We start from the raw sequence: 19,517 nt of genomic DNA on the forward strand, positions 1-19,517 counted from the left end.
GCGACTCGTATTCACGCACCGCGCGCTGGGAAAAACCGGCATCAGCGTACCCTTTACCGCGCACGTCGATCTGCCGCACGCAGCGCCAGCGGAATAGGATTTAGACCTGACCGCCCATAACGGCACTAGCGGCCAATCCGTCGCCGGGTCGATGCGGTGAAGCGAGGGCCGCAAATCTCGGGATGCCGGGCGGCCAACGCCCGCGAAATTAATTGCTTCTGCATTGCGACGTCGCTCCCTAGGGTCGGCCTGTGCTTGACGAATTCCAACGTCCGCACGAGCACGGTCAAGTGCGTGATCCCGGAAAGAGGCGACTACGATCATGAGCAATGCCATCACTGCCACCGGAGAGAAGCCGCTAACTCCGGCCATGCTGCGCGAGTTGTCGATGCGGTGCAATTGGCGAGGTCTGGTCCGTGCGGCCAGCCACTACGGTGTCATCATCGTTGTCGGCGCGCTGATCTGGCTGGTCTCTTCGCGATACGGAATCGTCTGGACGTTGCCGCTGGTCGTCGTCCAAGGTTACTTTGTCGCATTCCTGTTCATGGTGGTACACGAGACCGCCCACAAGACGGCGTTTCGCAGCCGCGCTCTTAATCTCGCCTTCGGTCATCTCTCCTCGTTCGCGGTCGGCTTGCCTTACGAATATTACTGCCTGTTCCACTGGGATCATCATCGGTATACGCAGGATCCAAAGAGGGACCCAGAACTGCTGTCGGTTCCGATCCCGACCTCGGACGCGCAACTGGTGATCGTCTACAGCGGCCTGCGGCAGGTTGCCTTCCGGGCGTGGCTGATGCTTCGCCATGCGTTGACCGGCAACGCCACGTCACCCTGGATTCCGGAAAGCAAGCGCTGCGTTGTCGTGAGGGAAGCACGCCTCTATCTGGCAGGCTACGTCGCGCTGCTGCTGGCATCGGTCGCGCTGCACACCTTGTTCCTGTTGTGGGTCTGGGTCGTCCCCGTGATCGTCGGTCAATTGTTTCTGCGTCCGTATCTCCTTGCCGAACACACCGGTTGCGATCGTACGCGCAGCGCCTTCCAGAATACCCGCACCACCTATACCGCCATGTTCGTGCGCTGGTTTGCATGGAACATGCCCTATCATGTCGAGCACCATGCCTATCCTTCGATTCCGTTCCATGCGCTGCCGAAACTGAACGGGATCGTCGCCGATCAGATCGTCTACAGGGGCCCGGGCTACATCGCAGTGACGCGGCAGACGTGGGCCTGGTTTCGCCGCGCACGCAACGGCATCGAAAGCTCGATCGGTTCTGATTGAATCGGGATTAGGGCTTGACGAAAGCCAGCAGGGTGCCGTTGTCGCAGGCTACGAAGCGCCCAAGGTGTGAGCAGCTTGATGAATTTATTGCACCAGTCACAGTCGGAAGCTGGTCTGCTTGCGCAAAAATTGGACAGCGTCGAGCCTTGTCGATTAATTGCTTCACGGTCTCCCGTCTTGAGACGACCCTCTCGTCACGGTCGATCACTCCGGTCGCCGGCATCACAGGGGTTTGGCATGCGATCAACAACCGCTCTTCGCTCTGCCGTGTTCGTGCTTACTGCGTCCTTCCTGTTTGCGACGCCTCAGCGCGCGACCGCCGAAGAATTGCTGAAGGCGCGGCTCGCCCAGAATCTTGGGCCGATCTCGGGACTGGTGATTGTCGCCAATGCGAAGGGCATTTTCGCCAGGCAGGGGCTCGACATCTCGGTCTCCAATTTCACCAGCGGGAAGCAATGCCTCGATACGGTGCTTGGAGGAGGGGCGGATATCGCGACAACCGCCGAGGCGCCGGTCACGGCGGCCGCGATGGCGCAACAGCCGATCGCCTTCGTGGCGGGGATGGAATATTCGGATCTCAAGACCATGACCGCGGCTTCTGCCGGGATCAAGACGAAGGCCGATCTGCGTGGAAAGCGAATCGCCTTTACGGCCGGAACCGGCAGCGAAGTTTACACGTCGGTTCTGTTGAAAGCGGCGGGCCTGACTTCGAAGGACGTGACGCTCGTCAACCTGCGACCTCAGGAGATGCTCCCCGCCATGGCGGCCGGCAGCATCGACGCGTTCGATACCTGGGAGCCGCACGTCGCGAATGCGAAGAAGGCTCTTGGCGAAGGCGCGATCCCGCTTGAGACCAAAGGTCTCTACTCGGAGACCTTCAACATTGTCGTGACGCAGTCTTACCTCGCGGCCAACCCGGCGATCGTGAGCAAGTTCCTGGCGTCCCTCATCGAAGCCGAGGGCTGGCTCAAGGCGCATCCGGATGATGCGATCGACGTCATCGCCACAGCGACCGGGATGAAACGCGACGAATTGGCTTCGATCTGGCCGGACTATGTCTACCGTGTGCGCCTCGACGACAGGATTCTCACGACTCTGAAAACCCATGCTGCCTGGCGGCTCGAGACCGGCAATCATCCCCCTGGAGCGAGCATGCCCGATTTCTCGAAAGTCCTGGTGACGGCGCCGCTGAAGACGCTCGATCCAGCTCGCGTCACGTTGGAGGCGCGCCCGTGAGTGTCGGGAGACGCAGCAGCGCGAGCGCGACCGCACGGCTGAGCGTACTGTTCGCCGTCCTCTCCGTGCCCGCCTTCACAGGCGTGTGGGAACTGGTTGCGCGCTCCGGCATCGTGAACGCCGTGCTGTTTCCGCCGCCATCGACCGTCGCTGTCGCCATTCTCGAATGGATTCGCAGCGGACAATTCTTCGCCGACCTGATGGCCAGCCTCTCGCGCGTGGCCGCGGGATTTGCGATCGGGGCCGCGGGCGGGATCGTGCTCGGCGTCCTGACTGGCCGGTTTCGGCTGGTGTCCAGCCTGCTTTCACCCTTGTTTCACATCCTTCGTCCAATTCCACCCGTCGCCTTCGTGCCGATCGTCATCCTTTGGTTTGGCCTCTCGGAGACAGGCAAGCTTTTCCTGGTCGTTTGGGGAGTGTTCTTCACGGTATGGCTCGCGACCCACATCGGGGTGCAGAAAGTCGACCGCGGACTTATCCGTGCCGCCCAGATGCTCGGCACGCCGCAGCCACAGATGCTGTGGGAGATCGTCCTTCTTGGCGCGCTGCCCTATATCACGGTCGGTCTTCGGACCGCGGTAAGCATCTCCTTCTACACGCTGGTCGCCGCCGAGTTGGCGGGAACGTTCGCCGGCATCGTCTACCGTATCGAAATTGCGCAACAGAACATGCAAACGGGTCAGGTCATGGGCGGGTTGGCGGCTCTCGGGCTGCTTTCCTTCGTCGCCGACCGTTCCTTCGCGACTCTTGCCGAACGTGCCGTGTGGTGGCGATGACCCCGAGCCTGCTTCGTCCAGACCAGGCGCTCAGGCTCGTGGATACGTATTCGCCGTCCGCCCCGGCGCGTCAGGCGATCATCCGGGTCGAGGATTTGAGCATCGTCTTCGATGCGCCGAGCGGACAGGTCATCGCGGTCGATCGCGTATCCCTGGCGGTAGCCCAGGGAGAATTCGTCTCGATCGTCGGTCCATCCGGCTGCGGCAAGTCCACGCTCCTGAATGCGATGGCCGGCCTCGAGCGGCCGTTCGAGGGCCAAGTGCGCATGGCCGGCGAAGCAATGCGCGCACCACGACCCGAGATCGGGATGGTCTTCCAGCAGCCACATCTGTTTCCGTGGAAATCGGTACGCCGGAACATCGCGCACGGGCCGCGCGCCCTCGGCAAGCCGAAAGCGGAGGCGCTGCGGATTGCCGACGACCTCATCGAGATGATCGGGCTGACCAAATTTGCGTCGGCATATCCGCACACGCTATCTGGAGGCATGCAGCAGCGGGTTGCGATTGCCCGTGCCCTCGCCAACCAACCGCGCGTGCTGTTGATGGATGAGCCGTTCGGAGCGCTGGATGCGCAGACCCGGGCGGTCATGCAGGACAATCTGCTCGAGCTCCGCGAGCGGATCAACGCAACAATCGTCTTCGTCACACACGACATCGATGAAGCGATCCTTCTCTCTGACCGTGTGCTGATCATGAGCGCGGGACCAGGCCGCATCCTCAAGGATCTTCAGGTGAGTCTGCCGCGACCGCGCTCCAGCGCCATCGTTGCGGAGGCTGCCTATCTCGCCCTCAAGCGGGATTGCCTTGACCTGATCCGCTCGGAAGGCCGCCGGGCCTTCGAGCAAATGGAAGTCAAGGCGTAGGCGCCTGACGACAGCTCTGGCATGGCTCTTGAATGGCTTTCCTTGCGGCGGGCAAGGGAGCGAGCAGATGTCAGCGGCAAGTCTCAGGAATACGACCGGCATCATGCTGGCGGGATCGGATGCTCTGGTCGGGTCGCTGCCCAGCTTGTTGGATCCGTTGTGTGAGGCTGACCGGCGTCGTGTCCTCGCCATCGGCCGCGAGGAGGTCCTGCAGGCAGGCAAGCATGTCTGGCGCCAGGGCGATCTGCAGAACGGCATTTATCTGATCGAAGAGGGGCGTATTCGCAGCTACTACGCGGCTCCTTCCGGACGCGAGGTGACGCTGGCCTACTGGTTCGCCGGCAATTTCGTCGGCGGCCCGGATCTGTTCGGTACTGGTGCCCACGTATGGTCTTCGGTCGCGGTGGAACGGAGCCAGGTTACGTTCTTGCCCGGCCCAGCCCTGCGCGCGCTGGCGCTTCAATCGGCTAGTATCGCGGTCGCGCTGCTGGATGCACTCGCCTTCAAGGCACGGTGCTATTCGGCCATGGCGCAAATGCTGGGGACCCGCTCGGTGACCGAGCGGTTGCATCGTCTGTTGGTCTTCCTCTCGAAGATCTACGGCTCGCAGCAGGGCCGTGAGATCGTGATCGGGATCCCGTTCACACATGGTGATCTCGCCAATCTGATCGGTTCAACACGCCAATGGGTTACGGTGCAGCTTTCCCGCATGCAGGCAAGGGGTGTCATCCGTTATCACCGAGGCCTGATTGTAATCCTCAATCCGCGCGCTCTCGATCTCGAAGTCGTCTAGGCCGCGGCCTTCGGATATACACTCTTGGATCGAACAGTGCAGCCTTCGCATCGGGCAGCCATCGCTCGGCAAGGTCGAGAAGAGCATAGTCGTACCACGCAGGCGCTAGCAAAGTGATGCCCATCGGCATGCCGTTGCCAAGCGTTGCGTTGGGAACTGCCACTGCGCACAAGTCCACGAGATTGGCAAAATAAGAGTAATAACCCAGGCGACTATTGAGCGTGATAGGATCTTCCATCATCTCTGAGATCGTAAAGGGGCGTGGCGCGGTAGGTACTACCAAGACATCGATCTCCTCGAAAAGCGATTGGATCTGGCGTCGCAGCTTCAAGAGTCGATGTTGCGCGGCGAAAGCATCTATTGCGGAAAACCGGACAGCTGCGCTCAGCACGTTGCGGATGACGTCAAGCAGGTTTCCATGGTCGATGTCCAGGAGCGCGCTGATCGCCGCATGACGTTCGGCAATCCAAGGCCCTGAAAAGAGCATTTCACCGGCTTCGGCGAAAGGCGCGAAGTCAATTTGCCTGGCTTGGCCTCCCAGTCCCGAAAGCCTCGTGCAGGCCTGCCTGTAAAGATCATTGCATTCCGGCATTCCGAATGAATTCAGATGACCGACAGAGACCTGGCCGAACCGGAATTTGCGAGGAGATGGAGAGGACGAGGCAATCCGTTGGCGGCTATAAGGATCGCTGTCGTCGAATCCTTCGATCAACCCGAGCAGAATTCGACCCTCGGCAATGGAATTGCAGAAAATCGAGGGGCAATCGAGCGTCGGACAGTTCGGCACAAGCCCCCGGGATGAGACGAGGCCGACGGTTGGCTTGATCCCGATGATCCCATTGAAGCCTGCGGGAATCCGGCCCGAGCCGCCGGTATCTGTGCCGAGAGCGAAGGCAACATGGCCGGATGCTACGGCAGCAGCCGAACCGGAGCTCGAACCGCCGGAAATATACAGATCGTTAGCAGCGCTGGAACAGGCACCATAGGGGGAGCGGGTGCCGGACAGTCCGGTTGCGAATTGATCTAGGTTGGTTTTGCCAAGACAGATCGCACCCGCGGCCGTCAATCTCTCGACGCATCTGGCCGATTGCGCAGCCACATATTCGAATGACGGACAGGCAGCTGTCGTTGGCATGTCCTCAACATCAATGTTGTCCTTGACGCCGAATGGCACGCCAAGGAGCGGCAGGACTTCACCCTCCTCCACTCGCTGCACAAGGGCATCAGCCTCGGCCAGCGCTTCTTCTATGGGCCGCACATAGATCCAGCAGTTGCGGCGCCGGTCCCGTTCGATGCGCTCATAGACGGTTGTGATGATGGAGGCTAACTCGGCAGGCGAACGTAGAGGTCGACTCTGCGCGGATAAGATAGCTTGCGGCACGGAATAAACTCCTGAGGGGCATGACCCCATAAATATGAAGCCGCTGCCCTGTAATGAAAGCAACTAAGCGCCTCGGCCGCACCGGCAGGACTCGAACTTGCAACCAAACCATTATGAGCGGCAGACTATCGACCGGCCTTGTTGATTTCCCTGCGTTTTCGTTCGGGTTCGATCGCGTTCGTCACGGTTCGTTCGGGCTGTTTCTGGTGCGAAACTGGTGCGGATGAGGCGAGACGTTCAGACACGTAACCTGAAGGTCATAGGTTCAAAACACTATCCACGAATTGAACCTACCAATTAGATCGGGTTGCGCAGCTGATCCCTTCGACTGCCGATCTCGTCATGGAGCGCAGACCACACGGGGGCGATCTAAACCGCCGGCCTCGCGGCTGCGTTGTCCGATTCTTGCTAGGTCTTTGATGAGCCTCGCTTTGTCAGCAGCCAGTCGAAATCACGCATCGATGTTGTCGGGACTCCCGACACGATTCGAACGTGTGGCTTTCACCTTCGGAGAGCAGGAATGCTAGGCGGCCTGCCGTATCCGTTGTTCCGCATCCAGATTGACCGGCCGCATCGCAATATCCTGAGTCGCTCGTCGGCATGTACCGCGTCCCAGTAATCTTGCAGTGCTGTCGGTAAGCGACGGCCCGAAAGCCGCAAACAGGGCGCGGCCAATCGCCTGCAGCTGACTGCGGAGATGGTCCTCGAGGAGCTTGTGTCGCGCAATATACCCGGCATTCACGTCGGGAATTGCGCGGTTCGTAAGTATCCTAGATCGCAGTCTGGCGAACAAAATCGCGCAAATGGCGGAGAGAGTGGGATTCGAACCCACGGTACGGTTTCCCGCACACACGCTTTCCAAGCGTGCGCCTTAAGCCACTCGGCCATCTCTCCGGAGCGCCCTCTCTTGAAGGGGCGCCGACGATTTTGCAAGGGATCGCGGGAAAATCGGGCGAATTTTCCGCAACATATTGTATTTACGAGAGAATATCTGATGCCGATCGACGCCCGATCCGCCCGCCGGCTGAACCTGCGGCGGGTTTGGGGCGACGATTCACGTGAGGACGCCAAACCGCCAGGGGGGTGCCATGACCGTCTGCAAGATCATCACTGCGCTGAGCCTGATTTCGGCCCTGGGTATCGCCCTCGCCACGCCGGCGATGGCGCAGGTCTGCACCCGGCAGGGCGTTGACGTGAACTGCGACGACGGGCGGCGCGGGGTGCTTTCGGGCGATGCCATCATCTGGCCGGACGGCACCCGCTCGAGCTTGACGCCGCATCCGAGCGTGATCATCGGCAACAAGAGCTCGGTGCATGTCGGGCCCGGCGTGTTCGTCGGCCAGGGCAAGGGCATCGTGCCGCTGGATGATCCCAACGCACCGAACAAGCGGCAGTGCGCGATTCTGGATGGCGTGTCGTATTGCTATTGAGGCACTCGTTTTCCTCTCTCCCCGTAAGAACGGGGAGAGAGACGGAAAGAGCTCAATTCAGCTTCTCGATCGCGACCGCGACACCCTGGCCGACGCCGACGCACATGGTGGCCAGCGCGAGCTTGCCGCCGCGCTTTTCCATGCCATGCACGGCGGTGAGCGCGAGACGGGCGCCGCTCATGCCGAGGGGATGGCCAAGCGCGATGGCGCCACCATGCGGATTGACGAAGTCGGCATCATCAGGCACGCCGAGCTGACGCATGCAGGCGATGCCCTGCGAGGCGAAGGCTTCGTTCAGCTCGATCAAATCGAAATCGCTGATCTTCTTGCCGAGCCGCTCCATCAGCTTGCGGGTCGCCGGCACAGGTCCAATGCCCATGATGCGCGGCGGCACGCCGGCGGAGGCGAGGCCGAGAATGCGCGCGCGGGGCGTCAGACCGTGCCTCTTCACCGCAGCTTCGGATGCGAGGATCATTGCGGCGGCGCCGTCATTGACGCCGGAGGCGTTGCCGGCAGTGACCGTGCCGGGATTGCGCACGATCGGCTTCAGCTTGGCGAGACCCTCCAGCGTCGTCTCGGGGCGCGGATGCTCGTCCTTGTCGACTGTGATGGGGCCGGCCTTGCCGCCGGGAATGGTGATCGGCGTGATCTCTTCCGCAAAATAGCCGGCCGCAATCGCCGCGCCCGCGCGCTGCTGCGAGCGGATGGCGAAGGCATCCTGGTCGGCGCGCGAGACCTGGAATTCCTCGGCGACGTTCTCGCCGGTCTCCGGCATCGCATCGACGCCGTACTGCGCCTTGAGCAGCGGATTGATGAAGCGCCAGCCGATCGTGGTGTCGAAGATCTCGGCCGAGCGCGAGAACGCCTCCTGTGCCTTGCCCATCACGAAGGGCGCGCGGGTCATCGACTCGACGCCGCCGGCAATCGCAAGCTCGATCTCGCCGGAGCGGATCGCGCGCCCGGCAGCGCCGACCGCATCCAGGCCGGAGGCGCAAAGCCGGTTCAGGGTCTGGCCCGGAACCGAATCCGGGAGCCCAGCAAGCAGAAGCGCCATGCGTGCGACGTTGCGATTGTCCTCGCCGGCCTGATTGGCGCAGCCGAAGAACACTTCATCGACCTGGGCCCAGTCGAGATTGGGATGCTTGGCCATCAGCGCCTTGATCGGGGCAGCGGCGAGGTCATCGGCGCGCACCTTGGCGAGTGAGCCGCCGAAACGGCCGATCGGGGTCCGCACGGCATCGCAGATAAAGACGTCACGCATCGTTGTTCTCCCTGAATGCCGCGATCCGGCCCAAATTCTTCAATGTCCGCGGAGTTTTAGGAGGGCGCCCGCGGCAGGTCAATTGACGGTTTCGCGTGCGTTTTGCAGGGCCTGCCGTCCGCCATGCATGCCGCCGTGCGGACAACGTGGAAAACCTCGCCTCTCCGGGCAAAGCGATAGGAGCAAGGGGCGAAATTTTGTAGGTTGCGCCGCCCATGACAATGCAACAGCCCATTCCTGCGCCAGAGCCCGAATCCACGCCCGCCCCGCCAGCGGAAGCCGCCGCGCGCGTGACGCCGATGATGGAACAGTACCTTGAAATCAAGGCGGCGCATCAGGGATTGCTGCTGTTCTATCGGATGGGAGACTTTTACGAGCTGTTCTTCGAGGACGCCGAAATCGCCTCGAAGACGCTCGGCATCGTCTTGACCAAGCGCGGCAAGCATCAGGGCGCGGATATCCCGATGTGCGGCGTGCCGGTCGAGCGCTCCGAGGATTATCTGCACCGCCTGATATCGGCCGGCCACAGGGTCGCCGTGTGCGAGCAGACCGAGGACCCCGCCGCGGCGAAAGCGCGCGGCAACAAGAGCGTGGTCCGCCGCGGCGTGGTGCGACTGGTGACGCCGGGCACGCTGACCGAGGACACGCTGCTCGACGCGCGCGCCAACAACTACCTGCTGGCAATCGCGCGCGCCCGCTCTTCCGCCGGCGGCGACCGCTTTGGCCTTGCCTGGATCGACATCTCCACCGCCGAGTTCATGGTGACGGAGTGCAGCGGCGGCGAGCTTGCCGCGACGCTGGCGCGCATCAACCCGAACGAGGCGATCGTCACCGACGCGCTGTACAACGACAGCGAGCTCGGACAGACCTTGCGCGAGCTGCCGGCGGTGACGCCGCTGACCCGCGACGTCTTCGACGGCGCCACTGCCGAAAAGCGGCTGTGCGATTATTTCGCGGTCGCGACCATGGACGGGCTGGCGCAGCTCACGCGGCTGGAAGCCACGGCTGCGGCCGCCGCCGTCACCTATGTCGACCGCACCCAGGTCGGCAAGCATCCACCGCTGTCGCCGCCCGCCCGCGAAGCTTCTGGCGCGACCATGGCGATCGATCCGGCCACCCGCGCCAATCTCGAATTGACGCGCACGCTCGCCGGCGAACGCCGTGGCTCGCTGCTCGACGCCATCGACTGCACCGTGACCTCGGCCGGCTCGCGCCTGCTGGCGCAGCGTCTGGCGGCGCCGCTGACCGATGCGCCGGCGATCGCGCGGCGGCTCGACGCAGTCAGCACCTTCGTTGCCGACTCGGCCACGCGCGAAGACATCCGCAGCATCCTGCGCGGCGCCCCCGACATGTCGCGGGCGCTGGCCCGTCTCTCGGTCGGCCGTGGCGGGCCGCGCGACCTCGCCGGCATCCGCGACGGCATCATCGCGGCCGACCAGGTGCTGACGCGGCTATCCGAACTTGACCAGCTGCCGCAGGAGATCGTGGCGGTGATGGCGGCGCTGCAAAAGCCGTCGCGCCAGCTCGCATCCGAGTTTGCCAGCGCGCTCGACGAGCAACTGCCGCTGATCAAGCGCGATGGCGGCTTCGTGCGCCAGGGTTACGAGCCCGCGCTCGACGAAGCCCGCAATCTGCGCGATGCCTCGCGCCTGGTGGTGGCCTCGATGCAGGCCCGCTACGCCGACCAAACCGGCGTGAAGGCCCTAAAGATCCGGCACAACAACGTGCTCGGCTATTTCGTCGAGGTGACCGCGCAGCACGGCGACAAGCTGATGTCGCCGCCGCTGAATGCGACCTTCATCCATCGCCAGACGCTGGCGGGCCAAGTGCGCTTTACGACCTCCGAACTCGGGGAGATCGAGGCCAAGATCGCCAATGCCGGCGACCGCGCGCTCGGGCTCGAGCTCGAAATCTTCGAGCGACTGTCCGCCAAGGCGCTCGAGATCAGTGAAGACTTGCGCGCCGCCGCGCACGGCTTTGCGCTGCTCGACGTCGCGACGTCGCTGGCAAAGCTGGCGGTCGACGAGAACTATGTGCGGCCCGAGGTCGATACCTCGCTCGGCTTTGCCATCGAGGCCGGCCGCCATCCCGTGGTGGAGCAGGCGCTCAAGCGCAATGGCGAGCCGTTCATCGCCAATGCCTGCGATCTGTCGCCGGCGCCCGGACAGAAGTCCGGCCAGCTCTGGCTGCTCACCGGTCCCAACATGGCCGGTAAATCGACTTTCCTGCGCCAGAACGCGCTGATTGCCCTGATGGCGCAGATCGGCAGCTTCGTGCCGGCGACGCGGGCGCGGATCGGCATCGTCGATCGCCTGTTCTCGCGCGTCGGCGCCGCCGACGATCTCGCCCGCGGCCGCTCCACCTTCATGGTCGAGATGGTCGAGACCGCGGCGATCCTGAACCAGGCCGGCGAGCGCGCACTCGTGATCCTCGACGAGATCGGCCGCGGCACCGCGACCTTCGACGGACTCTCGATCGCCTGGGCCGCGATCGAGCATCTGCACGAGAGCAATCGCTGCCGCACGCTGTTCGCGACGCATTATCACGAGCTGACCGCGCTCTCGGCAAAACTGCCGCGGATGTTCAATGCCACCGTGCGGGTGAAGGAGTGGCAGGGCAACGTCGTGTTCCTGCACGAGGTGCTGCCGGGCTCGGCCGACCGCTCCTACGGGATCCAGGTCGCCAAGCTCGCCGGGCTGCCGCCGGCCGTGATCACCCGCGCCAAATCGGTGCTGGCGAAGCTGGAGGCCCAGGATCGCGGCCAGACCGCCCGCGCGCTCGCCGACGATCTGCCGCTGTTCGCCGTACCCTCGCGCGCCGCGGCAGAAGCTGCGCCGCCGAGCGAAGCCGAGCTTTTGATGGATGCGCTGAAGGCGCTGCACCCGGACGAGATGTCGCCACGCGAGGCGCTAGATGCGCTGTATGCGTTGAAGGCCAAGCTGCCGAAGCAGTCATAGTGCCGTGGGGTGGGCAAAGCGAAGCGTGCCCACCATGCAACGGCGAATCCGCAGGCAGATGGTGGGCACGGCGCGCGAAATGCGCGCCTTTGCCCACCCTACGAAGGTACGCTCACGCAGCCGCCAGCCGCTTCCTTCGCCCGTTCCACCACAGCGTCAGATTCCAAACGATGCAGGTGGCGAGCCCCATGCTGAGGCCGATCGCGGAGCCGAAGTTTGCGGCGCCGAGATGCATCACGGCGATCGCCATACCGAACCCGAGCAGGCCCCAGGCGGAATTGGCGAGCACGGCGGCGGTCGGCGGGCCGCCGATGCGCGGGTGTAGGATCACCATCATGCTGGTGAAGACGATCGGGTAGAGCGCGATGACGCCGGAGACCCGCGGACCGACCCAGCCCGACGTCGAAACCACGATCGCAACCAGCGTCGCCACCAGCGCGGCGCGGAACGGAATGTCGTACCAGCGACGCGTGACCAACGGCATCTTCACGTGGCGGTACCTAGCGAGCAGCGGAATGCAGATGCCGAAGGCAATCAGGTTCACGGCGAGTCCGGCCGTCAAGGTCCAGTCGAACAGGCGGATGAGGGAGGCCAGCACGATCCACACCGCTATCGCGCTGCCTGCACTCACCAGCAGATTGTTCCGCTGCGCCAGCACGACATAGCAGAGGCCAAGGACGACCGTCGCAGCGTTCACCGGAAGGCTCGACAGCGCGCCTTGCGCGATGAAGGCGGCGTCATGGTCGAGCGCGAGGAAGACATAGGAAGGCCCCGCCGAGATCGGCAGCGTCGCCACCAGCGCCCCGATCACCGGTCCCGAGCGCTCGGTGATGATCGACGCCGTCACGACGAACGCCGCCGCAATCGCCATGCGCAGGAGGAGGAAGAAGATGAAGTGGAGGTCGAGGGACATTTTTGGCTTCTTACCCTCCCCTGGAGGGGGAGGGTCGGCTCATATGGAGCGCAGCGAAATATGAGGCGGGGTGGGGTGACAGTCTCTCGACGGAGACGGTGCCCGAGTGGAGAGATCACCCCACCCCGCTCGCGCTGCGCGCGATCGACCCTCCCCCTCCAGGGGAGGGTACAGAGAGTCACATCCGCTGCATCGACACCGACACCTTCGGGCCATTCTTGATGGTCTGATAGACCACGCAATATCGCTCGGTGAGTTTCAGCAATAGATCGAGCTTGTCTTGCGGCGCATCAGTGTCGACCTCGAAGCGCAGGCGGATCTCGGCGAAGCCGACCGGGGTCTCCTTGTCGACGCCGAGCGTGCCGCGGAAGTCGAGGTCGCCCTCGGCATAGACATTGCCGGTCCTAAGCGGCACCTCGATCGCGGTCGCAACCGATTTTAGCGTGACGCCGGCACAGGCGACCAGCGCTTCCAGCAACATGTCGCCGGAGCAGAGCTCGAGGCCGGAGCCGCCGGTGGCGGGATGCAGACCAGCCATCGCGATGGTGCGGCCGGTTTCGACCTTGCAGGCGATGCCATCGCTATCGGTCGAGCCCTTGGCCTTCAGCGTGATCAGCGCAGCCTTGGGATCGGTCTTGTAGCGCTCCTTGATCGGGGCCTGCATCTGGCGCAATTGGGCAGCGTCCATGTTCGTTCTCTCCCGGAAAGATTGCTCCTCGATGTACCGGCTTGAAGGCGAATTGTCACCACCACATGGCCTGACCGGGACCCTGGGTTGCGTCACGGTCGGGCACGCCGCGGTCGAGTGAACGGTCGAGTGATGTCAGCATACTTCGCTTGAAATTCTCGAACAGCGGCGAATTGCGGTCGCGCGGCCGGCCCAGATTGATCTCGATCTGGTCGAACAGCCGGCCCGGCCGCGGCCGCATCACCAGCACGCGATCGGCCAGCACCACGGCCTCGTCGACGTCATGCGTGACGAGGATCAAGGTCGGCCGCGTGTCGGCCCAGAGGTCGAGCAGATGATCCTGGAGGTCGCGGCGGGTGAAAGCGTCGAGTGCGGAGAAGGGCTCATCGAGCAGCAACACCTCCGGCTGTGGCACCAGTGCGCGTGCGATCGCGACGCGCTGTGCCTGGCCGCCGGAGAGCTCGCGCGGCCAGGCCAGCGCCTTATCGGCAAGACCGACGCGCTCGAGCGCGCGCGCCACCTTCTCGCGCCGTTCGGCGGCGGGCAGATCGGCAAGACCGAAGCCGATATTGTCGGCAAAGCTGAGCCAGGGCAAAAGCCGCGGCTCCTGGAAGATGATGCCGATCTTGGCGTGGGGCGAACTGATCGCCTCATCATCGAGCGTCACCGTGCCGGAACTAGCGCGATCGAGGCCGGCGATGGCGCGCAGCAATGTTGATTTGCCGCAGCCGGAGCCGCCGATAATGGCGATGATCTCGCCTTGGCGGATCTGGGCGGAGAAACGCGCCAGCGCCTGCACGCCATTGGGATAGGTCTTGCTGACCCGGTCGAGCGCCAGCATCGTCTCAAGCTCCTTTCCCGCGGGAGAAGGCGTCCTCCCAGCGCAGGAAGGGCGCGGCGGCAACCTCGATCAGCCAGTCCGTGAGCTTGCCGAGGATGGCGAAGATCACGATGGCCGCGAGGATCTGCGCGGGCTTGCCGAGCTGCTGGCCGTCGAGCAGGAGATAGCCGAGGCCTTCGGAGGCACCGATCAGCTCGGCGGCCACCACGAACATCCAGCCCAGACCGAGGCCGACGCGCAAGGAGACGACGTAGGCCGGCAGCACCGCGGGCAACAGGATGCGGCGGATCATGGCGAACCCGGAGAGACGGAAGGTGCGACCGACCTCGACGATCTTGCGGTCGACTGAGAGGATCGCGCTCATCACGCCGAGATAGACCGGGAAGAACACGCCGACCGCGATCAGCGCGATCTTCGAGGTCTCGAAGATGCCGAGCCAGAGAATGAACAGCGGCACCCAGGCGAGCGAAGGGATCGCGCGCAGCGCCTGCACGGTCGGATCGAGCAGCCGCCGCGCCAGCGACCAATAGCCGGAGATGGCTCCCAACAGCGTGCCTGCGACCACGCCGAAGGCAAAACCGAGCCCGACCCGCCACAGCGTCGCGGTGATATGGCGGACCAGCTCGCCGGAGCGGGCGAGCTCGGTGATGGTGGCCAACACGCGCGAGGGCGGCGGCACCAGCCGTCCGTTGGACCAGCCGAGCCAGACCACGAGCTCCCAGCCAAGCGCCAGCGTCAGCGGCAGCAACAGCCCCAGCATCGGTCGCGCATAACGTGCGACGCGCGAAGGCGCGGCCGCGGTTTAGGCCGTATCAGAGGGTTGTTGCAGGACTGGCGCGTCAGAGATCATGGCCGGTAGGAAGCGCGTCTGGTCGGGGAATGCAACACTACTAATGCAACACTACTATTGCCGCGCCCCCGCCGGGTCTTCCCTTCTCCCCCTGTGGGAGAAGGTGGCGCGAAGCGCCGGATGAGGGGTTCTCTCCACTCGCAACACTGACCGTGAGGAAAGATACCCCTCACCCGGCTTCGCGTGCCGCGAAGCCACCCTCCCCCACAAGGGGGAGGGTAAGCAGATCAATTCGTCGGCAGCGGGACCTGGTCGTCGATCAGAGCGTCGAGCGCGGCCTTCACATCGACCTTGGCATCGACGACGCCGGCTTGCTGGAGCGCGAGGCCGGCGGCGAGGATCGACTCGCGCTGGGGCGCGCCGATGCGGTTGTGGGTCAGCTCGGTGCGCTCCTTTTGCTGCTTGTCGACGACGGCCTCGGGCAGTTTTGTGACTGCGATGAAGGTCTTCTTCAGCTCATCGTAATTCGCCAGCGAATACTTTCGCGCTTCCTCATAGACCGCGAGCACGCGGCGAGCCGCATCCGGATAGTCCTTCAAGAACTGCTCGCGCGCATTGAGGATGCCCCAGGTGTTGGCGTCGGCCTTGCGATAGAACAGTTTTGCGCCCTCCTCGACCTCGGCCTGCGCCATCATCGGATCGAGCCCGGCCCAGGCATCGACGTCGCCGCGGATCAGCGCGGTCTTGCCGTCGGCATGCTGGAGCAGCACCGGCGTGATGTCCTTTTCGGTGAGACCCGCGCCAAGCAGGGCGCGCACCAGGAAGATGTGCGGATCGGTGCCGCGAGTCACCGCAACGCGCTTGCCCTTGAGGTCCGCAACGCTCGCGATCTTGGAATCCTTGCCCGTGACTAGCGCCGTCCATTCGGGACGCGAATAGACGTAGATCGATTTGATCGGGTTGCCGTTGATGCGGGCGACCAGCGCCGCCGAGCCCGCGGTCGAGCCGAAATCGATCGAGCCGGCGTTGAGGAATTCGAGCGCCTTGTTGGAGCCGGCCGACTGCACCCAGGTGATGGTGATGCCATCCTTGGCGAACTCCTTCTCCAGCAGGCCCTTCTGCTTCAGGACCATCGAAACCGGATTGTAGGTCGCCCAGTCGATGCGGATCTCCTTGAGCGGATCCGCCGCCCGTGCCGCAGGGGTCATTGCGAGCGCGACGGCTCCCGCCAACAGAATGCGTCGTGTAATCCTGGTCATGCCCAGCCCCTCAAAAACTTCATTGTTTTTCAATGAGTTATATCTAGAGGTCAACGAGAAAATCCGTCCCTTGCGAGCGCGCGGCCCGAGAACAGATTTGCCCAAAGCCGCAGCTTTCCAGCATGGAACGGCTATTGCCAGAGAATGGCGGGTGACAGCGCCTGCCGCCTCTTATATCCGGTGAGACATGGACAGCGTCGCGATTGAGCAGAAGCCAGAGACGGATGACCGCTTCGACACCGCGCGGATCACCGCCGCGGTCGATGCGCTCGCCGAAAAGCACGAGGGCCGCGAGGACACGTTCCGCACGGCCATGGCGCAATTGCTCAAGGCCGAGCTGATCGCCTCGCGCGCCGCGGCACAGGCGATCCTGCTGAAGGACCGTCACGGCCGCCGCTGCGCCGAGCGGCTGTGCCATGTGCAGGACGAGATCATCCGCATCCTCTATTCAGCGGCAACGCGGCATCTCTACCGCTCGCCGATCCCGAGCGGCGCCGAGCGTATGGCGGTGGTGGCAACCGGCGGCTATGGCCGCGGCCTGATGGCGCCGGAATCCGACATCGATCTCTTGTTCATCCTGCCCTACAAGCAGACCGCCTGGGGCGAGCAGGTCGCCGAAGCCATCCTCTACTGCCTCTGGGACATGGGGCTGAAGGTCGGCCACGCCACCCGCTCCGTCGACGAATCGATCCGCCAGGCGCGCGGCGACATGACGATCCGCACCGCCATCCTGGAGACGCGCTTCCTGACCGGCGACAAGCCGCTCTATGACGAATTGGTCGAGCGCTTCGACAAGGAAGTGGTGCAGGGCACCGCGTCCGAATTCGTCACCGCAAAACTCGCCGAGCGCGAGGAGCGGCATCGCCGCGGCGGCCAGTCGCGCTATCTGGTCGAACCCAACGTCAAGGACGGCAAGGGCGCCCTGCGCGACCTGCACACGCTGTTCTGGATCGCAAAGTACGTCTATCGGGTCCGCGACACCGACGAGCTGGTCGAGCGCGGCGTGTTCGACGCGCAGGAATACCGCAGCTTCCGCCGGTGCGCCGATTTCCTCTGGTCGGTGCGCTGCAATCTGCATTTCTACTGCAATCGCGCCGAAGAGCGCCTCTCCTTCGATCTGCAGCGCGAGATCGCGGTCCGTCTCGGCTACACCTCGCATCCCGGCATGCAGGACGTCGAGCGCTTCATGAAGCATTACTTCCTTGTCGCCAAGGAAGTCGGCAACCTCACCGCCATCCTCTGCGCCAAGCTCGAGGATCAGCAGGCCAAGCCGGCGCCGGTGCTGAGCCGGATGATGGCGCGGCTGCGGCCCAGCACCGTGAAGCGGCGCGTGCCTGATAGCGACGACTTCATCGTCGACAACAACCGCATCAACGTCGCTGCGCCCGATGTCTTCAAGCACGATCCGGTCAATCTGATCCGCATCTTCCGCCTGGCGCAGAAGAACAACCTCGCCTTTCATCCGGATGCGATGCGCGACGTGACGCGCTCGCTCGGCCTGGTCAACGGGACCTTACGCGAGAATCCCGAGGCCAACCGGCTGTTCATGGAGATCCTGACCTCCAATGACGCCGAGACCGTGCTGCGGCGGATGAACGAGACCGGCGTGCTCGGGCAATTCATCCGCGCCTTCGGCAAGATCGTCTCGATGATGCAGTTCAATATGTATCATCACTACACCGTCGACGAGCATCTGATCCGCTGCATCGGCTTCCTCCAGGACATCGAGCGCGGCGGCATCGAGGAGTTCGCGCTGGCCAGCGACCTCATGCGCAAGACGAGACCCGAGCACCGCGCGGTGATCTACATCGCGACGCTGCTGCACGACGTCGCCAAGGGCCGGCCCGAGGATCACTCCATCGCCGGCGCCAAGGTGGCGCGGCGGCTGTGCCCACGGCTCGGCTTCAGCCCGGCCGATACCGAGCTGGTGGCCTGGCTGATCGAGGAACACCTGACGATGTCGACGGTGGCGCAGTCGCGCGACCTTTCGGATCGTAAAACGATCGAGAACTTCGCCGCCGTGGTGCAGTCGGTCGAGCAGATGAAGCTCCTGACGATTCTCACCACCGCCGATATCCGCGGCGTCGGCCCCGGCGTGTGGAACGGCTGGAAGGCGCAGCTGCTGCGCTCACTCTATTACGAGACCGAGCCGGTGCTCACCGGCGGCTTTTCGGAAGTCGATCGCGGCAAGCGCCTCGCCGCCGCGTACGCCGAATTCCGCATGGCCTTCGCCGAATGGCCGGAGGACGAGCTCGATGCCTATATCGGCCGGCACTATCCGGCCTATTGGCTCAAGGTCGAGCTGCCGCGCAAGATCCGCCATGCCCGCTTCGTCCGCTCCAGCGAGCAGGCCGGCCACAAGCTCGCGATCAATGTCGGCTTCGACGAGGTGCGCGGCGTCACCGAGCTCACGATCTTCGCGGCCGACCATCCCTGGCTGCTCTCGATCATCGCCGGCGCCTGCGCGTCGGCCGGCGCCAACATCGTCGACGCCCAGATCTACACCACGACCGACGGCCGCGCGCTCGACACGATCTCGATCTCCCGGGAATATGACCGCGACGAGGACGAGGGACGGCGCGCCACGCGCATCGGCGAGATGATCGAGGACGTGCTGGAAGGCAAGCTGCGCCTGCCGGAGGTTGTTGCGCGGCGCACCGTGCGCAGCAAGGCGAAGCCCTTCGTGATCGAGCCGGAAGTGACCATCAACAACCAATGGTCCGACCGTTACACCGTGATCGAGGTCTCCGGTCTCGACCGCCCCGGCCTGCTCTACGAGCTGACCACCGCGATCTCGAAGCTCAACCTCAACATCGCCTCGGCCCATGTCGCGACCTTCGGCGAGCGCGCGCGCGACGTGTTCTACGTCACCGACCTGCTGGGCGCGCAGATCAACGCGCCGACGCGGCAGGCCGCGATCAAGAGCGCGCTGACCCATGTGATGGCCGGTGACAAGGCGGTGCAGCCGGCGGCGTGACCCTCGTCCGTCATTCCGGGGCGCGCGTAGCGCGAGCCCGGAATCCATTCATCCGCAGAGTCGGTGGCGC

General features: G+C 63.9%; 14 protein-coding genes, 1 tRNA gene and 1 pseudogene. 8 read left to right on the plus strand and 8 right to left on the minus strand.

Annotated elements, in window-relative coordinates; translation table 11 throughout:
• The first annotated feature begins 322 nt into the window (after positions 1-322).
• From BLV07_RS31765 to BLV07_RS31785, 5 genes are all read left to right on the plus strand, one after another.
• Complete coding sequence (locus BLV07_RS31765; RefSeq protein ID WP_091893828.1) at positions 323-1,282, plus strand: fatty acid desaturase; 960 nt, start codon at positions 323-325, stop codon at positions 1,280-1,282.
• A gap of 237 nt (positions 1,283-1,519) precedes the next feature.
• Positions 1,520-2,518, plus strand: coding sequence for an ABC transporter substrate-binding protein (locus BLV07_RS31770; RefSeq protein WP_244551258.1), 999 nt, complete (start codon positions 1,520-1,522; stop codon positions 2,516-2,518).
• Positions 2,515-3,294: an ABC transporter permease gene (locus BLV07_RS31775; RefSeq protein ID WP_244551259.1), complete on the plus strand. Its 780-nt coding sequence runs from the start codon at positions 2,515-2,517 to the stop codon at positions 3,292-3,294. The genes BLV07_RS31770 and BLV07_RS31775 overlap by 4 nt, the downstream gene beginning before the upstream one ends.
• On the plus strand, positions 3,282-4,157 hold the full coding sequence (locus tag BLV07_RS31780) for an ABC transporter ATP-binding protein (RefSeq protein ID WP_091893832.1): 876 nt from the start codon (positions 3,282-3,284) through the stop codon (positions 4,155-4,157). The genes BLV07_RS31775 and BLV07_RS31780 overlap by 13 nt, the downstream gene beginning before the upstream one ends.
• A 103-nt stretch (positions 4,158-4,260) precedes the next feature.
• Positions 4,261-4,950: a Crp/Fnr family transcriptional regulator gene (locus BLV07_RS31785; protein ID WP_244551260.1), complete on the plus strand. Its 690-nt coding sequence runs from the start codon at positions 4,261-4,263 to the stop codon at positions 4,948-4,950.
• Here BLV07_RS31785 and atzF read toward each other — a convergent pair.
• A complete protein-coding gene (gene atzF / locus BLV07_RS31790) occupies positions 4,916-6,331 on the minus strand; it encodes an allophanate hydrolase (protein WP_244551261.1) in 1,416 nt (471 codons plus the stop codon). The two genes, BLV07_RS31785 and atzF, sit on opposite strands and share 35 nt — an antisense overlap.
• A gap of 804 nt (positions 6,332-7,135) precedes the next feature.
• Positions 7,136-7,225: transfer RNA gene (locus BLV07_RS31800), tRNA-Ser, on the minus strand.
• A 194-nt stretch (positions 7,226-7,419) separates the two neighbouring features.
• Here BLV07_RS31800 and BLV07_RS31805 point away from each other — a divergent pair.
• On the plus strand, positions 7,420-7,761 hold the full coding sequence (locus BLV07_RS31805) for a hypothetical protein (RefSeq protein WP_091893838.1): 342 nt from the start codon (positions 7,420-7,422) through the stop codon (positions 7,759-7,761).
• Positions 7,762-7,813: 52 nt separating this feature from the next.
• On the opposite strand, the gene pcaF is transcribed toward BLV07_RS31805, so the two are convergent.
• The gene (pcaF, locus tag BLV07_RS31810) at positions 7,814-9,022 is read right to left on the minus strand and encodes a 3-oxoadipyl-CoA thiolase (RefSeq protein ID WP_091893840.1); all 1,209 of its coding nucleotides are present in this window, start codon (positions 9,020-9,022) and stop codon (positions 7,814-7,816) included.
• Between the two features lie 215 nt (positions 9,023-9,237).
• Between pcaF and mutS the strand changes: the two genes are divergently transcribed.
• Positions 9,238-11,979: a DNA mismatch repair protein MutS gene (gene mutS / locus BLV07_RS31815; RefSeq protein WP_091893842.1), complete on the plus strand. Its 2,742-nt coding sequence runs from the start codon at positions 9,238-9,240 to the stop codon at positions 11,977-11,979.
• A 112-nt stretch (positions 11,980-12,091) separates the two neighbouring features.
• Here mutS and BLV07_RS31820 read toward each other — a convergent pair whose 3' ends face one another.
• The 5 genes and pseudogenes from BLV07_RS31820 to BLV07_RS31840 all read right to left on the minus strand — a co-directional run bounded on the left by BLV07_RS31820 (position 12,092) and on the right by BLV07_RS31840 (position 16,470).
• Positions 12,092-12,892 (minus strand): hypothetical protein, encoded by an 801-nt coding sequence (locus tag BLV07_RS31820; protein WP_091893844.1) that lies wholly within the window; start codon positions 12,890-12,892, stop codon positions 12,092-12,094.
• Positions 12,893-13,070: 178 nt separating this feature from the next.
• On the minus strand, positions 13,071-13,580 hold the full coding sequence (locus tag BLV07_RS31825; protein ID WP_176945886.1) for an OsmC family protein: 510 nt from the start codon (positions 13,578-13,580) through the stop codon (positions 13,071-13,073).
• A gap of 55 nt (positions 13,581-13,635) precedes the next feature.
• Positions 13,636-14,421, minus strand: coding sequence for an ABC transporter ATP-binding protein (locus BLV07_RS31830; protein ID WP_091893848.1), 786 nt, complete (start codon positions 14,419-14,421; stop codon positions 13,636-13,638).
• Between the two features lie 4 nt (positions 14,422-14,425).
• A pseudogene (locus BLV07_RS31835) lies at positions 14,426-15,271 on the minus strand (ABC transporter permease).
• 227 nt (positions 15,272-15,498) lie between these two features.
• Positions 15,499-16,470, minus strand: a complete 972-nt coding sequence (locus BLV07_RS31840; protein ID WP_091893850.1) for an aliphatic sulfonate ABC transporter substrate-binding protein — start codon at positions 16,468-16,470, stop codon at positions 15,499-15,501.
• Positions 16,471-16,657: 187 nt separating this feature from the next.
• Between BLV07_RS31840 and BLV07_RS31845 the strand changes: the two genes are divergently transcribed.
• The gene (locus BLV07_RS31845; RefSeq protein ID WP_091893852.1) at positions 16,658-19,447 is read left to right on the plus strand and encodes a [protein-PII] uridylyltransferase; all 2,790 of its coding nucleotides are present in this window, start codon (positions 16,658-16,660) and stop codon (positions 19,445-19,447) included.
• The last annotated feature ends 70 nt before the right edge of the window (positions 19,448-19,517 follow it).

The sequence above is a fragment of the Bradyrhizobium sp. Rc2d genome, from assembly GCF_900099855.1.
Taxonomy (GTDB): Bacteria; Pseudomonadota; Alphaproteobacteria; order Rhizobiales; family Xanthobacteraceae; genus Bradyrhizobium.

Excerpts from the sequence above, each read along its gene's own strand:
- BLV07_RS31845 (WP_091893852.1), top strand. The coding sequence starts at position 16,658 with ATGGACAGCGTCGCGATTGAGCAGAAGCCAGAGACGGATGACCGCTTC.
- BLV07_RS31825 (WP_176945886.1), bottom strand. The coding sequence starts at position 13,580 with ATGGACGCTGCCCAATTGCGCCAGATGCAGGCCCCGATCAAGGAGCGC.
- BLV07_RS31785 (WP_244551260.1), top strand. The coding sequence starts at position 4,261 with ATGCTGGCGGGATCGGATGCTCTGGTCGGGTCGCTGCCCAGCTTGTTG.
- BLV07_RS31830 (WP_091893848.1), bottom strand. The coding sequence starts at position 14,421 with ATGCTGGCGCTCGACCGGGTCAGCAAGACCTATCCCAATGGCGTGCAG.
- mutS (WP_091893842.1), top strand. The coding sequence starts at position 9,238 with ATGACAATGCAACAGCCCATTCCTGCGCCAGAGCCCGAATCCACGCCC.
- BLV07_RS31765 (WP_091893828.1), top strand. The coding sequence starts at position 323 with ATGAGCAATGCCATCACTGCCACCGGAGAGAAGCCGCTAACTCCGGCC.
- BLV07_RS31805 (WP_091893838.1), top strand. The coding sequence starts at position 7,420 with ATGACCGTCTGCAAGATCATCACTGCGCTGAGCCTGATTTCGGCCCTG.
- BLV07_RS31840 (WP_091893850.1), bottom strand. The coding sequence starts at position 16,470 with ATGACCAGGATTACACGACGCATTCTGTTGGCGGGAGCCGTCGCGCTC.
- BLV07_RS31770 (WP_244551258.1), top strand. The coding sequence starts at position 1,520 with ATGCGATCAACAACCGCTCTTCGCTCTGCCGTGTTCGTGCTTACTGCG.
- pcaF (WP_091893840.1), bottom strand. The coding sequence starts at position 9,022 with ATGCGTGACGTCTTTATCTGCGATGCCGTGCGGACCCCGATCGGCCGT.
- BLV07_RS31820 (WP_091893844.1), bottom strand. The coding sequence starts at position 12,892 with ATGTCCCTCGACCTCCACTTCATCTTCTTCCTCCTCCTGCGCATGGCG.